The sequence below is a fragment of the Methylobacterium sp. NPDC080182 genome, assembly GCF_050281105.1.
Taxonomy (GTDB): domain Bacteria; phylum Pseudomonadota; class Alphaproteobacteria; order Rhizobiales; family Beijerinckiaceae; genus Methylobacterium.
Map to the genome: position 1 here is coordinate 55475 of NZ_JBNNWO010000016.1, position 15708 is coordinate 71182.

The 15708-nt window shown below is 72.4% G+C and carries 17 protein-coding genes; 12 read left to right on the forward strand and 5 right to left on the reverse strand.

Going from position 1 to position 15708, the window contains the following annotated elements; all coding sequences use genetic code 11:
- Positions 1-88 precede the first annotated feature (88 nt).
- The gene (recN, locus tag ACQKQD_RS25330) at positions 89-1762 is read left to right on the forward strand and encodes a DNA repair protein RecN (protein WP_020094135.1); all 1674 of its coding nucleotides are present in this window, start codon (positions 89-91) and stop codon (positions 1760-1762) included.
- A gap of 115 nt (positions 1763-1877) precedes the next feature.
- Complete coding sequence (locus tag ACQKQD_RS25335; RefSeq protein ID WP_020094136.1) at positions 1878-2078, forward strand: hypothetical protein; 201 nt, start codon at positions 1878-1880, stop codon at positions 2076-2078.
- A gap of 15 nt (positions 2079-2093) precedes the next feature.
- On the opposite strand, the gene ACQKQD_RS25340 is transcribed toward ACQKQD_RS25335, so the two are convergent.
- Positions 2094-2339, reverse strand: a complete 246-nt coding sequence (locus tag ACQKQD_RS25340) for a hypothetical protein (RefSeq protein ID WP_020094137.1) — start codon at positions 2337-2339, stop codon at positions 2094-2096.
- A 279-nt stretch (positions 2340-2618) separates the two neighbouring features.
- Here ACQKQD_RS25340 and pstS point away from each other — a divergent pair, with 279 nt between their 5' ends.
- From pstS to phoB, 6 genes are all read left to right on the forward strand, one after another.
- Positions 2619-3659, forward strand: a complete 1041-nt coding sequence (gene pstS / locus ACQKQD_RS25345; RefSeq protein ID WP_020094138.1) for a phosphate ABC transporter substrate-binding protein PstS — start codon at positions 2619-2621, stop codon at positions 3657-3659.
- An 85-nt stretch (positions 3660-3744) separates the two neighbouring features.
- Positions 3745-4722 (forward strand): phosphate ABC transporter permease subunit PstC, encoded by a 978-nt coding sequence (gene pstC, locus ACQKQD_RS25350; RefSeq protein WP_091927093.1) that lies wholly within the window; start codon positions 3745-3747, stop codon positions 4720-4722.
- Between the two features lie 12 nt (positions 4723-4734).
- A complete protein-coding gene (gene pstA / locus ACQKQD_RS25355) occupies positions 4735-5625 on the forward strand; it encodes a phosphate ABC transporter permease PstA (protein WP_427509902.1) in 891 nt (296 codons plus the stop codon).
- 22 nt (positions 5626-5647) lie between these two features.
- On the forward strand, positions 5648-6463 hold the full coding sequence (pstB, locus tag ACQKQD_RS25360; RefSeq protein ID WP_020094141.1) for a phosphate ABC transporter ATP-binding protein PstB: 816 nt from the start codon (positions 5648-5650) through the stop codon (positions 6461-6463).
- Positions 6464-6572: 109 nt separating this feature from the next.
- Entirely contained in the window at positions 6573-7292 is a 720-nt protein-coding gene (gene phoU / locus ACQKQD_RS25365; RefSeq protein ID WP_020094142.1) for a phosphate signaling complex protein PhoU, read from the forward strand.
- A gap of 122 nt (positions 7293-7414) precedes the next feature.
- Positions 7415-8110 carry a phosphate regulon transcriptional regulator PhoB gene (gene phoB, locus ACQKQD_RS25370; protein ID WP_042671704.1) on the forward strand — a complete coding sequence of 232 codons (696 nt, stop codon included), beginning with the start codon at positions 7415-7417 and terminating at the stop codon, positions 8108-8110.
- Positions 8111-8289: 179 nt separating this feature from the next.
- Here phoB and ACQKQD_RS25375 read toward each other — a convergent pair whose 3' ends face one another.
- Together ACQKQD_RS25375 and ACQKQD_RS25380 are read right to left on the reverse strand one after the other, a co-directional pair.
- Positions 8290-10458, reverse strand: coding sequence for a protein-disulfide reductase DsbD family protein (locus ACQKQD_RS25375; protein ID WP_427509903.1), 2169 nt, complete (start codon positions 10456-10458; stop codon positions 8290-8292).
- Positions 10459-10595: 137 nt separating this feature from the next.
- Complete coding sequence (locus ACQKQD_RS25380) at positions 10596-12434, reverse strand: aminopeptidase P family protein (protein WP_427509904.1); 1839 nt, start codon at positions 12432-12434, stop codon at positions 10596-10598.
- Between the two features lie 138 nt (positions 12435-12572).
- On the opposite strand from ACQKQD_RS25380, the gene ACQKQD_RS25385 reads away from it, so the two are divergent.
- On the forward strand, positions 12573-12827 hold the full coding sequence (locus ACQKQD_RS25385) for a hypothetical protein (protein WP_056534027.1): 255 nt from the start codon (positions 12573-12575) through the stop codon (positions 12825-12827).
- On the opposite strand, the gene rmf is transcribed toward ACQKQD_RS25385, so the two are convergent.
- Together rmf and ACQKQD_RS25395 are read right to left on the reverse strand one after the other, a co-directional pair.
- The gene (gene rmf, locus ACQKQD_RS25390; RefSeq protein WP_091979170.1) at positions 12828-13016 is read right to left on the reverse strand and encodes a ribosome modulation factor; all 189 of its coding nucleotides are present in this window, start codon (positions 13014-13016) and stop codon (positions 12828-12830) included. It abuts the gene before it with no gap.
- A 50-nt stretch (positions 13017-13066) separates the two neighbouring features.
- The gene (locus tag ACQKQD_RS25395) at positions 13067-13987 is read right to left on the reverse strand and encodes a 50S ribosomal protein L11 methyltransferase (protein ID WP_091681114.1); all 921 of its coding nucleotides are present in this window, start codon (positions 13985-13987) and stop codon (positions 13067-13069) included.
- A gap of 291 nt (positions 13988-14278) precedes the next feature.
- Between ACQKQD_RS25395 and ACQKQD_RS25400 the strand changes: the two genes are divergently transcribed.
- The 3 genes from ACQKQD_RS25400 (at position 14279) to modA (ending at position 15700) form a co-directional block, all read left to right on the forward strand.
- Positions 14279-14422 (forward strand): hypothetical protein, encoded by a 144-nt coding sequence (locus tag ACQKQD_RS25400; RefSeq protein WP_427509905.1) that lies wholly within the window; start codon positions 14279-14281, stop codon positions 14420-14422.
- 213 nt (positions 14423-14635) lie between these two features.
- The gene (locus ACQKQD_RS25405; protein ID WP_234082796.1) at positions 14636-14776 is read left to right on the forward strand and encodes a hypothetical protein; all 141 of its coding nucleotides are present in this window, start codon (positions 14636-14638) and stop codon (positions 14774-14776) included.
- 108 nt (positions 14777-14884) lie between these two features.
- Complete coding sequence (gene modA, locus ACQKQD_RS25410; protein WP_020094151.1) at positions 14885-15700, forward strand: molybdate ABC transporter substrate-binding protein; 816 nt, start codon at positions 14885-14887, stop codon at positions 15698-15700.
- Positions 15701-15708 lie beyond the last annotated feature (8 nt).

The following is a 15708-nucleotide window of genomic DNA, read 5'->3' on the forward strand; positions in this document are numbered from 1 at the left end:
ACCGCGCGGTGCGACGCATTTTTGGGGTGAATCCGCGCCGCGGCGGCCTTATGTCTGCGGTCCCATCCTGAGGAATCCCCGTCGCCGCATGCTGGCGCAGCTCGCGATCCGCGACATCGTCCTGATCGACAGGCTCGAACTGAATTTCCGATCGGGGCTCAGCGTCCTGACCGGGGAGACGGGCGCGGGCAAATCGATCCTGCTCGACGCCTTCGCCCTGGCGCTCGGCGGCCGCGGCGACGGCCGCCTCGTCCGCCACGGCGAGGCGCAGGGCGCGGTCACGGCGGTGTTCGATCTGCCCCTCGACCATCCGGCGCGCCGGATCGCGGCCGAGGCCGAGATCGACACCGAGGGCGACTTGATCCTGCGCCGGACCCAGATGGCGGACGGCCGGACCCGCGCCTTCGTCAACGACCAGCCGGTGGGCGTTCAGGTCCTGCGGGCGATCGGCGCGGCTCTCGTGGAGATCCACGGTCAGCACGATGACCGGGCGCTGGCCGACCCCGCCTCGCACCGGGCGATCCTCGATGCCTTCGGCGGCCTCCAGACTCAGCTCGCGAAGGTCGCCGCCGCGTCGCGGACCGTGCGGCATGCCCGCACCGAACTCGCCGAGCACCGCGCCCGCGTGGAGGCGGCCCGCAAGGAATCCGACTTCCTGCGCCACGCCGTGGAGGAGCTCGCCGCACTGGCGCCGCTCGCCGGTGAGGAGGCCCAGCTCGCCGAGCGCCGCACGATCATGCAGCAATCCGAGAAGGTCGCGCGCGAGCTCAACGAGGCGCTCGAGGCCGTCGGCGGCCCCCATTCCGGCGTGCCGCACCTCTCGGCCGCCCTGCGCAAGCTGGAGCGGCGCGCGGCGCAGCTGCCGGCCCTGGTGGACCCGTGCGTGAACGTCCTCGACGCCGCGATGGTCGCCCTCGACGAAGCCCGCGCGGTCCTCGAGGCGGCGGTGGCCGAGACGGAGTTCGACCCCCGCGACCTGGAGCGCGTCGAGGAGCGGCTCTTCGCCCTGCGCGCCGCCTCGCGCAAGTACGATGTCCCGGCCGATGACCTCGCGGCCCTGGCGGAGCGCTACGCCGGCGACGTGGCGGCGATCGATGCCGGCGAGGCGGCGCTGGCCGGGCTGGAGCAGGCGCTCGCGACGGCGGAGGCCGCCTACGCCGAGGCGGCCGAGAAGCTCAGCGCCGGGCGGCGCCGGGCGGCCAAGCAGCTCGACGCGGCCGTGAAGGCCGAGCTGCCGCCGCTCAAGCTGGAGCGCGCCCGCTTCATCACCGAGATCGCCACGGACCCGGATTCCCGCGACCCGGCCGGCACCGACCGGGTCGAGTTCTGGGCCCAGACCAATCCCGGGACCAAGCCCGGCCCGATGATGAAGGTCGCCTCGGGCGGCGAGCTGTCGCGCTTCATGCTGGCGCTGAAGGTCGTGCTGGCCGACAAGGGCTCGGCCCCGACGCTCATCTTCGACGAGATCGATACCGGCGTGGGCGGCGCGGTGGCGGACGCCATCGGGATGCGGCTCGCCCGGCTGGCGGCGACCGTGCAGGTGGTCGCGGTCACCCACGCGCCCCAGGTCGCCGCGCGGGCGGAGACGCATTTCCTGATCGCCAAGGCCCCCGTGAAAGGGGCCGGCCGCGTCGCCACGCGGGTGGCGAGCCTGCCGGTCGCCGAGCGCCGCGAGGAGATCGCCCGGATGCTGGCGGGCGCCACCGTCACCGACGAGGCCAGGGCGGCGGCCGCGCGACTCCTCCAGGGCGCCGACGCGTGAACCGGCGTCAACCTTAACCGTTGGTTGAAGGTAACAATTCGTTAACTATTCATCGCGAGAATGCTGCCATCCCGGTACCGCGGCAGGGTTGGGCGGTCGAAGGGCGGGAGGAGCCATGAAGCCGTCAGTCGTCGACTCCGATGGGTCTCTGCCCGCGGGACAGCCCCTGAAGCGGGCGGTCGACACCCGCCAGCTCGGCCTCACGCTCCGCACGGTCTACGAGGGCAGCGTCGACACGCAGCCGATCACCGACACGCATGTCGAGCTGCTCCTGCGCCTGCGCCAGAAGGAGCGGGAGCTGCGCCGGGCTGTCTGACGCGGGGCGGCGGCCTCACCAGCGGCGCGCCCCCGGCCGGCGACGGTACTCGGCCGCACGAATCAGCGTCAGCACGCGGTCAAGGCTCACCAGCAGCTCCGCCTCCTCGACGCGCGCCGCGGAGGCCGCGTCCGGGTCGGGGCTGAATTTCTGCCGGGCCTGCGCCAGCGCGAGCGCCCGCTCCACGGCCTCCCGCTCGGCGTGCAAGGCCAGCCAGGCCGGATCGGATTCCGTCGCCGCATCCACCTCGTCGCCGCCCACGATCCGCGCGTCCTTCTGCTGCCGGCTGCCGCTCCTGGCTGAGAGGAACGCGCGAGAGGCCGGAACCGTGCCGCGCCCGGCCGACGTGCGGTGTCGTCCCCCGTGTCGTCCCCCCGTCATCCCCCGTGTCATCCCGGTGTCATCTACTTGTCGTAACCGCCCGGCCATCGGGCGGCCGGCGCTGGGTCTCTTCGGAAGATCGGCCGCAGGGCTCTGCCGCGGGCACGGGCCCGCCGGCGGGGCAGCGCAGGCTCTAGCCCGACGGCAACGGAGATTCCTTTGAGACCCTTCGCTTACGCGCTCGCCGTCGGCCTCGCGACGGTTCAGCTGGCGTCCGCGGCGCTCGCCGCCGATATCACCGGCGCCGGCGCCACCTTCCCGTTCCCGGTCTACTCGAAGTGGGCCGAGGCCTATCGCAAGGAGACCGGCTCGGGCCTCAACTACCAGTCGATCGGCTCCGGCGGCGGCATCAAGCAGATCCAGGCCAAGACGGTCGATTTCGGCGCCACCGACGCGCCCCTGAAGCCCGAGCAGCTGGCCAAGGACGGCCTCGTCCAGTTCCCGACCGTGATGGGCGGCGTCGTGCCGGTGGTGAACATCCCCGGGATCGAGCCCGGCAAGCTGAAGCTCACCGGCGACGTGCTGGCCGACATCTACGCCGGCAAGATCGCGAAGTGGAGCGATCCGCGCATCGCCAAGCTCAATGACGGGCTGAAGCTGCCCGACGCCAACATCACCCCGGTCTACCGCTCCGACGCGTCGGGCACGACCAACATCTTCACCACCTACCTGTCCCAGGTCTCCGAGCCCTGGAAGAAGGAGTACGGCGCGGCCACGACGATCTCCTGGCCGGTCGGTCAGGGCGGCAAGGGCAACGAGGGCGTGACCGCCACCGTCAAGCAGGTTCCGAACGCCATCGGCTACGTCGAGTCGGCCTACGCCAAGCAGAACAAGCTCTCCTACGCCCTGCTGCAGAACAAGGCCGGCCAGTACCCGCAGCCCGACGACAAGGCGTTCCAGGCCGCGGCGGCGAGCGCCGACTGGAAGGCGACCCCGGGCTTCGGCATCTCGCTGACCAACCAGCCGGGCGAGGCGGCGTGGCCGATCACGGCGGCGACCTTCATCCTGGTCCACAAGGACGCCGCCGATCCGGCCAAGTCCGCCGCCGTGCTCAAGTTCTTCGACTGGGCCTACAAGAACGGCGACACGCTCGCCACCGACCTCGACTACGTCCCGCTGCCGGACAACGTCGTCGAACTGATCCACCAGGAGTGGAAGGACGTGAAGGGCAAGGACGGCAAGCCTGTCCTCAACATGTGAGCGTGGCGGGGAGGGGGTGAGAACCTCCTCCCTCGCTTCCGGGAACGCACCGCGCTACCACGCCCCCCTTCGCAGAGAACCGCGGATGCCCGCTTTGACCGAATCGATCGCCCTCGGCCGAACCCGTTCCGCGACCGCGCGGAAGGCGCCGAGCCGGAGCCTCGACACGCTGTTCCGGACCTGCTCGTACGGCGCGGCCCTGCTGGTGCTGCTCGTGCTCGCCGGCATCCTCGGCTCGATCCTGTACGGCGGCTGGCCCGCCTTCCGCGAGTTCGGCTTCGGCTTCCTGACCTCCAGCGCCTGGAACGTCGGGACCGAGCAGTACGGCGCCCTGGTCGCGGTGATCGGGACCGTCGCCTCCGCCTTCCTGGCCCTGCTGATCGGCGTGCCCGTCTCGCTGGGCATCGCGGTCTACCTGACCCAGCTCTGTCCGGGCTGGGCCCGCAAGCCGGTCGCCATGACGATCGAGCTGCTCGCGGCCGTGCCGAGCATCATCTACGGCATGTGGGGCCTGTTCGTGTTCGCGCCGCTCCTGGCGCGCTACGTCCAGATCCCGGTCTCGAACCTCGTGGAGGGCATGCCGATCGTCGGCACGCTGTTCTACGCCCGGGTGCCGTCGGGCGTCGGCGTCTTCACCGCCGGGATCATCCTGGCGATCATGATCGTGCCGTTCATCGCCTCGATCGCCCGGGACATGCTCGACCAGATCCCGACCGTGCTGCGCGAGAGCGCCTACGGCATCGGCTGCACCACCTGGGAGGTCGTGCGCCACGTGCTGGTGCCGCAGGCGGCCGTCTCGATCATCGGCGCGATCATGCTCGGCCTCGGCCGGGCGCTCGGCGAGACGATGGCGGTGACCTTCGTGGTCGGCAACGCCAACCGGCTCTCGGCCTCGATCTTCGACCCCAGCTCGACCATCGCGTCGCGCATCGCCAACGAGTTCAACGAGGCGGACGGCCTCCAGCTGAACGCGCTGATGGCGCTGGGCTGCATCCTGTTCGTGATCACCTTCGTGGTGCTCATCATCGCCCGGCTGCTGACGCGCCGCGTCCAGTCCGCCTGAGGAGCACGCGCGATGGTTTCCTCCAGCACGATCGCCCCGGCCGCCCAGCACCGCCCCGGCCGCGTCCGCCAGGGACGCCGCGTCGCCGACCGGACCCTGCGCGTCGCCTGCGCCGCCGCGACGGTGGTCGGCGCCCTGGTTCTCGGCTCGATCCTGGTGATGCTGATCGTCCAGGGCGTGCGCGGCTTCACGCCGACCCTGTTCACCAACCCGACCCCGGGCCCGGGCTCCGAGGGCGGCGGCATCGCCAACGCCATCCTGGGCAGCCTCGTTCTGACCGGGATCGGTATCCTGATCGCCACGCCGGTCGGCGTCATGGCCGGGACCTTCCTGGCCGAGTACGGGCGCGGCTCGAAGCTGGCCGCCCTGATCCGCTTCCTCAACGACGTCCTGCTCTCGGCGCCGTCGATCCTGATCGGCCTGTTCGTCTACACGCTGATGGTGCGGCCGATGGGCACCTACTCGGGCTGGGCCGGCGGCGTGGCGCTGGCGATCATCGCCGTGCCGGTGATCGTGCGCACCACCGAGGACATGCTGCGCCTCGTGCCCGGCACCCTGCGGGAGGCCGGCGCGGCGCTCGGCGCGCCGCCCTCGACGGTGATCATGAGCGTGACCTGGCGGGCGGCCTCGGCCGGCATCGTCACCGGCATCATCCTGGCTCTCGCCCGCATCGCCGGCGAGACCGCGCCGCTGCTGTTCACCGCGCTCAACAACAATTCCTGGTTCTCGGCCAACCTGATGGGCGGCGTCGCGAACCTGCCGGTGATGATCTACCAGTTCGCCCTCTCGCCCTACACGAACTGGCAGGGCCTGGCCTGGGCGGGCGCGCTCCTGATCACCACCACCATCCTGGCGCTGTCGATCATCGCGCGCCTCGTGATCAAGCCGCAGGCCTCGCGCTGAGCCCCCTTTCGAGGACACGACGATGAACGCCGCCTCCGCGATCCCCACGGTCGAGCTGAACCGCAACCGCGCCGAAGAGGGCGGCCCCGTGCGGATCGCCGTCAAGGACCTGAACTTCTACTACGGCAGCTTCCACGGGCTGAAGGACGTCAACCTCAACTTCCACGACCGGCAGGTGACGGCGCTGATCGGCCCCTCCGGCTGCGGCAAGTCCACCCTGCTGCGCTGCTTCAACCGGATCTACAGCCTCTACCCGGAGCAGCGCGCGGAGGGCGAGATCCTGCTCGACGGCGAGAACATCCTCAGCCCCTCCGTCGACCTGAACGAGCTGCGCTCGCGCATCGGCATGGTGTTCCAGAAGCCGACGCCGTTCCCGATGTCGATCTACGACAACGTGGCCTTCGGCCTGCGCCTCTACGAGAAGCTGCCGAAATCCGAGCTCGACGGCCGGATCGAGGAATCCCTGCGCAAGGCCGCCCTCTGGGACGAGGTGAAGGACAAGCTCCGGCAGCCCGGGACCGGCCTGTCGGGCGGCCAGCAGCAGCGCCTGTGCATCGCCCGGACGGTGGCGCAGAAGCCGGAGGTGATCCTGTTCGACGAGCCGACCTCGGCGCTCGACCCGATCTCCACCGGCCGCATCGAGGAGCTGATCGAGCAGCTGCGCGACGAGTTCACCATCGTGATCGTCACCCACAACATGCAGCAGGCGGCGCGCATCTCGCAGTTCACCGCCTTCATGTATCTGGGGCAGCTCGTCGAGTTCGGTCCGACCAACCGCATGTTCATGAACCCGACGGAACGCCGCACGCAGGACTACATCACCGGCCGCTTCGGCTAGTCTGCCGGGCCGCTCCGGTCCCGGGACCGCCGCTCGCGTCTCCGGCGCGCCGGCGGGTCCCGCAAGCCTCCCGGAGGGCCGTCCCCGGGACCCCATCGAAGGATCCGCCATGCCCGGCCATATCGTCACCTCCTACGACACCGACCTGGAGAACCTGCGTCGCTCGATCTCGGAGATGGGCGGCGTCGCCGAGAAGATGACCGCGGAGGCGACCGACGCCCTCGTGCGCCGGGACGACACGCTCGCCCAGGCTGTGATCCTCGCCGACAAGCGCCTCGACGCGCTGCAGCGGGACATCGAGGAGCGCGCCGTGCTGCTGATCGCCCGGCGCCAGCCCCTGGCGATCGACCTGCGCGAGACCATCTCGGCGATCCGCGTCTCCGGCGATCTGGAGCGGATCGGCGACCTCGCCAAGAACGTCGCCAAGCGCGTGGTGGCGATCTCCGATCAGGCGCCGGCCCAGAAGATCGTGCTCGGCGTGCGCCACATGAGCGACCTCGCCGAGGGTCAGCTGAAGGACGTGCTCGACGCCTACGGGAGCCGCGACGTCCAGGCGGCCCACGACGTCTGGGAGCGCGACGGCGAGATCGACGCCCTGTACAATTCCCTGTTCCGCGAGCTCCTGACCTACATGATGGAGGATCCGCGCAACATCTCGTTCTGCACGCATCTCCTGTTCTGCGCGAAGAACGTCGAGCGCATCGGCGACCACACCACCAACATCGCCGAGACGATCCACTACCTCGCCACGGGCGAGACGCTGGCGGGTGACCGGCCGAAGAACGACGCGTCGAACTACGCGACCGTGGACGGCGTGCAGGCGCCGTGAGGCGCCGACCCCGGCGCCTTCCTGTGGGCGCGGCCGGGGTCACTCTCCGTGCGGGTTGAGGCGGGGCGGCGCCTCCTGCACCATCCGGTGACCGCCCGCAGAACGAGTTTTCGAACGTGAGCATGCAAGTCCTGATCGTCGAGGACGAGGAGGCCCTGAGCACGCTGCTGCGCTACAACCTGGAGGCCGAGGGCTTCCTGGTGGATTCGGCGGCGCGCGGCGACGACGCCGAGCTGCTCCTGGCGGAGCGGATCCCGGACCTCGTCCTGCTCGACTGGATGCTGCCCGGCCTCTCGGGGATCGAGCTGTGCCGTCGGATCCGGGCGCGCCGGGAGACCGAGCGCCTGCCGGTGATCATGCTCACCGCCCGCGGCGAGGAGGGCGACCGCGTCCGCGGGCTCGGCACCGGCGCCGACGACTACATCGTCAAGCCGTTCTCGGTCCCGGAGCTGCTCGCCCGGATCCGCGCGCTCCTGCGCCGGGCCAAGCCCGCCCACGTCTCGGACCGGCTGGCGGCGGGCGACCTGGAACTCGACCGCACCGGCCACCGCGTCCGCCGCGGCGGCGAGGAGCTGCATCTGGGCCCCACGGAGTTCAGGCTCCTGGAATTCCTGATGCTGGCGCCGGGCCGGGTCTTCTCCCGCGAGCAGCTCCTCGACGGGGTGTGGGGCCACGACGTCTACATCGACGAGCGCACCGTCGACGTCCATGTCGGGCGGCTGCGCAAGGCGCTGAACGGCCCGCGCCAGACCGACCCGATCCGCACGGTCCGGGGCTCGGGCTACGCCTTCGACGAGACCTTCTCGCTGGAGGCCTGAGGCGGCCTCACGGGCCGTCCGGATAGGACTTCGCTCCGGCGCACCGTCATCGCGAGCGCAGCGAAGCGACCCAGGGCGGCGGAACGCCGGTGAGCGCGGCGCTGCTGGGTTGCTTCGCTCCGCTCGTAAAGACGGTGGGACGGGCCCGCGAAGATTCGCGCGTCCCGGTCTCCAGGGACTCAGCGCGCCAGCGCCGCGCTCCGGCCCGAGGCGGCCGGCACCGCCTCCAGCGCCGCCAGGACCGTCCCCTCGGTGAGGATCTGCGGCAGCACCTGGGGCTCTCCCGTCCCGGTATAGAGCAGGTAGAGCGGGACGCCGCTGCGCCCGTGCTTCTCCAGGAGGCGGGTGATCTCGGGGTTCTGGTTGGTCCAGTCGCCCTTCATGTAGGTCACGCCGCGCTCGGCCATCGCGGCCCGCACGGCCTTGGTGTTGAGCGAGGTCGCCTCGTTGACCGCGCAGGTGATGCACCACGCGGCGGTCATGTCCACGAAGACGGGGCGGTGCGCGTCGAGCAGGGCGTCGAGGCGCGCCTGCGTGAACGGCTCGATCCCGTCGGCGGCGGCCTGCGCGGCCGGCGCGGCGCGGTCCCGGGGCAGGGTGACGGCGAGGGCCCCGACGGCGATCAGCGCCAGCGCGGCGGCGGCCTGCGCGACCCGGCCGGCCCGCGGCGGGGCGGCGCGGCCGTGCTCCCAGGCCCAGGCGGCGAAGCCCACGAGGACGAGGCCGATCAGCGCCGCCAGCAGCCCGCGCGGGTCGACCTGCTGCGCCAGCACCCAGATCAGCCACGCCACGGTGGCGTAGACCGGGAAGGCCAGCACCTGCTTGAGGGTCTCCATCCAGGCGCCCGGCCGCGGCAGCGCCCGCAGGGCCGGCGGCCAGAGGGTCAGGAGCAGGAAGGGCAGGGCGAGGCCGAGGCCGAGGCTCGCGAAGACGGCGAGCGCCACGCCGGCGCTCTGGGTCAGCGCGAAGCCCACCGCCGAGCCCATGAACGGCGCCGTGCAAGGCGTCGCCACCAGGGTCGCGAGCACGCCGGTGAAGAACGAGCCGCTCAGGCCGCCGCGCCGGGTGAGGCCGTCGCCGAGGCCGGCGAGCCGGCCGCCGACATGGACCGCGCCCGAGAGGCTCAGGCCCATCGCGAACAGCAGGTAGGCGAGCCCCGCCACGATGGCGGGCGACTGGAGCTGGAACCCCCAGCCGATCGCGGCCCCGCCGCTCTTCAGGCCGATCAGCGCGGCGGCGAGCGCCAGGAAGCTTGCCAGGACGCCGGCCGTGTAGGCGAGGCCGTGGAGCCGCAGCCGGGCCGGCCCCTCGCCCGCGTGCCGCACGAGGCCGAGCACCTTGATCGACAGGACCGGGAAGACGCAGGGCATCAGGTTGAGGATCAGGCCGCCGAGGAAGGCGAAGGCCGCGGCGGTCGCCAGCGTCAGCGCGTCGAAGTCGGCGGCGGCCGGCGCGGTCGCGGGCGGCGCGGTCGCGGCCGGCGCCGCGGCGGCCGGGAGGACCGGCTCGTCGCCGTACGCGAAGGCGAGCCGGCGGGTCCCGGCGGCGTCGACCGCCTCGACCGTCAGGACGCCGGGCAGCGCGGCGGGCACCGGGTCGGTCGGGCTGCTCCGGGCGAGGGTCAGGTGCAGGCCGGTCCCGTCGACGCTCATCACCTGCGCGGCGGCGTTGTCGATCGCGGTCTCGGCGTAGGGGAAGTACGCGGCGTTCCGGACCGCCTCGGGCTTGAGGCCGGCCGCGGCGAAATCGAGGCGCAGGGTGTCGCCCTGGCTCGACAGGCTCAGGGGCCAGAGCGCCGGCACGGGGAGCGCAGCGCGGGCGCGCGCGAACAGCGCGGCGTTGGCCGGGTCCGGCTCGGCGTTGCCGACCGGCAGGGTCAGGGCGAGATCGGCCGAGCCGGGCACGCACTCGGTCTCGCAGACGAGGTAAGTCAGCTTGGCCTGGATCCGCACCGGGTCGGCCGGGTCGAGGCTCGGCGGCGGCGTCACCGGGACGAGGAGCGTGACCTCGCCCTCGTAGCCGTAGTTCATGAGGGTCGCGATCGGGATGCGCTCCGGCGCCGGCCACCGGATCGCGCCGGCGTTGAAGCCGGCCGGCACGGTCCAGGTCACCTCCGGGGGCAGGCCGGAATCGCCCGGGTTGCGCCAGTAGACGTGCCAGCCGGGCTTGACCTGCATCCGCACCGCCAGCGTGAAGGGCTGCGCGCCGGCGACCGCGGCGGACTCGGCCACGAGGCTCGCGCGCACGAGGTCCGCGGGCGTGCGGAAGCCCTGCGGGACCCCCTGTGCCGCGGCGGCCGAGAGGCTCGCGGCGAGGGCCAGGATCAGGAGGACGAGGCGGCGGATCATGCTGTCCCTTCGCGCGCGGGGCGGTCGCGGTTTCACGCGCGGCGTGTCGGGCTCGGCGCGGGCGTTTCCATGGCGTCCGGTCTTACCATGGCGTCGGGTCTTACCACGGACCGCGTCCGGGATCCCCTGCGGCCGGCTCACCCCTCGAGCGGCGCCGTCGCCCGCTCGAGCCAGTCGCGCGTCGCGGTGTCGAGCCCGGGCGCCAGGGTCTCGCGGACCCTCGCATGATAGGCGTCGATCCAGGCCCGCTCCCCGGGCTCGAGCAGGTCCGGCCGGATCAGCCGGCGGTCGTAGGGAGCGAGCGTCAGCGTCTCGAAGCCGAGCATCGGGCGCTCCCCGCCCGCGATCGCGCGGGCCTCGACCAGGACGAGGTTCTCGATCCGGATGCCGTAGGCGCCGCGGGCGTAGTAGCCCGGCTCGTTCGACAGGATCATGCCGGGCTCGAGCGCCACCGTGCCGGTCTTGGCGATCCGCTGCGGCCCCTCGTGCACCGACAGGAAGGCGCCGACGCCGTGACCGGTGCCGTGGTCGAAGTCGAGGCCCGCCTGCCAGAGCGGTGCCCGCGCGAAGGCGTCGATCTGGGCGCCGGTCGTGCCGACCGGGAACACCGCCCGGGCGATGGCGACGTGCCCCTTCAGCACCCGCGTGAACCGGTCGCGCATCTCCGGGCTCGGCGCGCCGACCGCGACCGTCCGGGTGATGTCGGTAGTGCCGTCCGGGTACTGCGCTCCCGAATCGATCAGGAACAGCTCGCCCGACTGGACCGCCCGGTCCGTGGCGCGGCTCACCCGGTAGTGGACGATCGCGCCGTTCGGTCCGGAACCCGAGATCGTGGGGAACGAGACCTCGCGCAGGTCGCCGCCGGCGGCCCGGAAATCTTCTAGGGCCTCGACGGCGGCGATCTCGGTGAGGCCGCCGGCCACGGCCGCACCGTCGAGCCAGGCGAGGAAGCGCGCGACGCTCGCCCCGTCCCGGACATGGGCGGCGCGGGCGCCCGCGATCTCGGCGGCGTTCTTGACCGCCTTCATGCCGGTTATCGGGTCCCTGCCGACATCGGCCGTGCCGCCGGCAGCCTCGATCTTCTCCTTCAGGGCGACGGCGCCGGTCGCGGCGTCGAGGCGGACGCGCGCGCCCGCCAGCGATGCCAGCCCGTCGTCCAGGTCCGCCCGCGGCAGGATCTCGGCGATCGGCGCGAATTCCGCCCGCAGGGCCGGATCGATGTTCGGAGAGACGAGGTACAGCCGGGCCCGTCCCTCGCGCGGCAGGATGGCGTAACCCAGCGCCAGGGGCGTGTGGGCGACGTCGGACCCGCGCAGGTTGAAGGCCCAGGCCAGGTTGTGCGGGTCGGAGATCACCAGGGCATCGCAGCCGCCCCCGGCGAGCGCCGCCCGGATCCGGCCGAGCTTGTCGGCGGCCCCCTCGCCGCACAGCGCGTCGGGATGGACCACCACCGGGCCGGCCGGCGACCGCGGCCGACCGGCCCAGACCGCGTCGACGAGGTTCGGCACCGCCCGCACGGTCCCGCCGGCGCGGGTCACGGCCCGCTCCAGGCGCGCCAGACCGTCCGGGGTATGCAGCCAGGGATCGTAGCCGAGCACCTGATCCCGCCGCAGGTTGGCTCCGACCCAGGCCTCCGGCGTCGATTCGGCGAGCGGCACCACCGTGACGAGGCCGGTATCGACCTGCTCGGGCGCCTGCAGGGTGTAGCGCCCGTCGACGACCAGTGCCGCGGACTCCATCAGGATCACGGCCGTGCCGGCCGAGCCGGTGAAGCCCGTGAGCCAGGCCAGCCGCTCGGCGTCGGCGGGAACGTATTCCGACTGGTGCTCGTCGGCCCGCGGCACGACGAAGCCGTCGAGTCCGGTCTCGCGCAGCGCCGCCCGGAGGGCCTCGATCCGCTCGGCGCCCTTCCGGTGGCTCGGGTCGTCGAAGCTCTGGAAGCGTTGACGCTGTCGGGACGGAAGGGTCTCGGTCATGTCGCGAGCCTAGCGCCCGCCGCTCCCGCGTCGCAACACCCTGTTGTCATGAGAAAGAGGTTGGTGGGAGGTCGGTTGCGGTGCTTAAAGATCGTTAGCAATCTTATCACGCCGCGGATTCTCGCTTATTACTCAGACATGCCACGCCGCGTTTACTACCGGATCAGCGACAGACCCGACGGCCGCTTCGACGCCGTCGTGACGATCGAGCCCGACACGGTCGTCCGCCGCGACGGCTTCGATTCGCTCGCCGAACTCGAAGAGTGGATCGACGGCCTGCGCGCGCTGATGGCGGCGCTCGGCGCGCCGGTGTCGCAGGCGGACGCACCGGGGTCGCCGGCCGAGACCGCGGGCGCGCCGGACCGGCCGGGCCGGCTGCGCACCGCGCGCTGATCAGCCGTTCGTGATCGGCAGGTCCGGCGCCCGGTCCGCGGGTGCCCCATCGTAGCCCTCGATCCAAGCCCGGCGCGCGGGCGAGTCGGCCGGATAGGGGCAGGCATCCTTGGGCCGCCCCTGCGCCCGGGCGCGGGCGCCCTCGGCGATGGGGTCAGCGGGCGGATCGTGGAGCGACGTCTGGCTCATGGCCGGACAACACGCCGGCGCGCGGGGAGTTCGGGGCGATGCCGCGCGGGTCAGCGCCGCGGACGCTGCGCCGCACCGCCGCGCGTCAGGACCAGGGCGACCCACCCCTCGATCACACCGCGCCGCACGAGGGAGAAGCCCTGGAGACGGTAGGCGGAGAGCACGCCCGGCACGTCGCGCTCGATCAGGCCGGACAGGACCAGCACGCCCTCGGTGGCGACGACCCGCGCCAGGGTCGGGGCGAGGAGCCTGAGCGGCCGGGCCAGGATGTTGGCGAAGACGAGATCGAAGTGGCGCGGCCGGTCGGCGAGGCGGTGGCGGACCCCGGGCCCCTCGTAGAGCTTGAGGTAGGGGCCGAGCCCGTTGGCGCGGGCGTTCTCGCGGGCCGTGCGCACGGCCTCCGCGTCGAGGTCGCCGGCCACCACGGGCTGCCGCAGGGCCTTGGCGGCCGCGAAGGCGAGGATCCCGGTTCCCGTGCCGACATCGAGGACGTGGACCGGGCGCCGGCGCTTGAGTTCCGAGACCAGGGCGCGGAGGCAGCCCAGTGTCGTTCCGTGATGCCCGGTCCCGAAGGCGAGGGCGGCCTCGATCTCGATGGCCAGATCGTTGCCCCGGACCGAGTCGCGGTCGTGCGAGCCGTGCACGAGGAACCGGCCGGCCCGGACCGGCTTCAGGCCCTCCAGCGACGCGCGCACCCAGTCCTGCTGGTCGATCGTGCGGAACTCCGCCGCGTCGGCCGCGTCGCCGATGACCGGGCGGATGAGCTCGCGGACGTACTCCTCGTCGGGCGCGTCCGCGAAGTAGGCCTCAAGCCGCCACGTGCGCCCGTCCTCGTCCTCGAAGGCCGCCACCGCGGTCTCCGTGGGATCGAACATCTCGCCGAGGAGGTCGGTCATCGCGCGGGCCGAGCGTTCGTCGGTCAGCAGACGCAGGACGTGGGACGGGCGATGGGGCGGCAGGCCTTCGAGCATGGTGCCCGGCTGTAACGCCGGGGCGCGCCGCAGCCCAGGGGCTGGCGCGAAAAAATCCGGGCCCGGCAAGGGTGGGGCCGCGGGGCGGGGCAGTTGAGCGGACCGGCGGCCCCGTCCGTTGTTGCCGGACGGTCACAAGCGCCAATACTTATCTTCTGCGCGACTCAAACCAGTGTCCACAGCCATCGCGTGTGCTTAAACAATCTCGGCTTACCCAAGGCCGGACCCTCAACTCGGGCGCGCCGCACTTCCCGGAGCGGCGCGCCTGTTTTGACAGACGATCGTGCTGCCATGACCGCGCCTCTCCTCATCAGCGTCGCCTTCGCGGCCGTGACCGCGGGCGCCGCCACGCTCTGGGCCTTGCTGGTCGCGAACGGCATGAACGGCATGCCGGAGGCGAGCCCGAGCGAGCGGCACGACATCCGGACCTGGTGACGGCGCGACACCGGTTCGCGCGAGCGGGCGCCCAGGAATGAGGCAGGTTGTTCGCGCGTTAACCAAATGATGTACGGCAGCTGCGGAACTGGCCGACTTGCGCGGCGTTTTTGCCGGCTTTTTACGTGAATCACGATTGAGCAGGGTGCGTACAGCGTGACCAAGTCCCGGCGTTCCGGCCCCCGCGGGCCCGTGGTCGTCAACGGTGCGGCCGTGCCTGCCCGACCACGCGAGCGGATCTTCGGCGGTCCCGCACCGGACGGGCCGCTCCCGGGCCATCTCCTCGTCCTGCTGAGCCGCCTCCACCGGGCCGAAGCCGAGCCCAAGGACCGGCCGGAGGCCAAGCTCGGCTGACGCGCGGTCACCCGGGTCGGCCGGACCTTGGCCGACCGCCCGCGCGCGCCTATGATCCCCGTCGTTCCCCGCCGTATATAGCGGGTCGCGACCGGAGAGATCTGCGTGATGCCCCTGACCCGACGGATCCTGGTCGCCTGCGCGCTCGCGGCGCTGGTCCTCGCGCCGACCGACAGGGCCGCGCGGGCGGACGAGCCGGTCGTCGTGTTCGCGGCCGCGAGCCTCAAGAACGCCCTCGACGACGCTGCGGCAGCCTGGACGAAGGCGACCGGCAAGACCGCGCGGATCTCCTACGCCGGCTCGAACGCCCTCGCGAAGCAGATCGAGGCGGGGGCGCCGGCGGACCTGTTCATCTCGGCCGACCTCGCGTGGATGGATTACGTCGACCGGGCCGGGCTGCTGAAGGCCGGCTCGCGGATCGACCTCCTGCGCAACGCCCTGGTGCTGATCGCCCCGGGGCCGAAGGACAGCGCGGCGGATCCGCAGGTGGCCCTGGCGCCGAACCTCGGCACCACGCTGACGCGGATCCTCGGCGGCGGGCGGCTGGCGATGGCGACGATCGACGCCGTTCCCGCCGGCAAGTACGGCAAGGCCGCCCTGGAGAAGCTCGGCGCCTGGGACGCCGTGAAGGGGCAGGTCGCCCAGGCCGAGAACGTGCGCGCCGCCCTCCTGCTGGTCGCCCGGGGCGAGGCGCCGCTCGGCATCGTCTACGCCACCGACGCGGCCGCGGACCCGAGCGTCCACGTTGTGGCGACCTTCCCGGCCGACAGCCACCCGCCGATCGTCTATCCGGCGGCGGTGACCCGGGAGTCGCGCAACCCGGATGCCGGGACGCTGCTCGGCTACCTGCGCGGCCCGGAGGCCCGGGGCTCCTTCGAGCGCCAGGGCTTCACGGTGGTCGCGCAGCCCGGCGCCAGCCAGTAGCGGCGCGC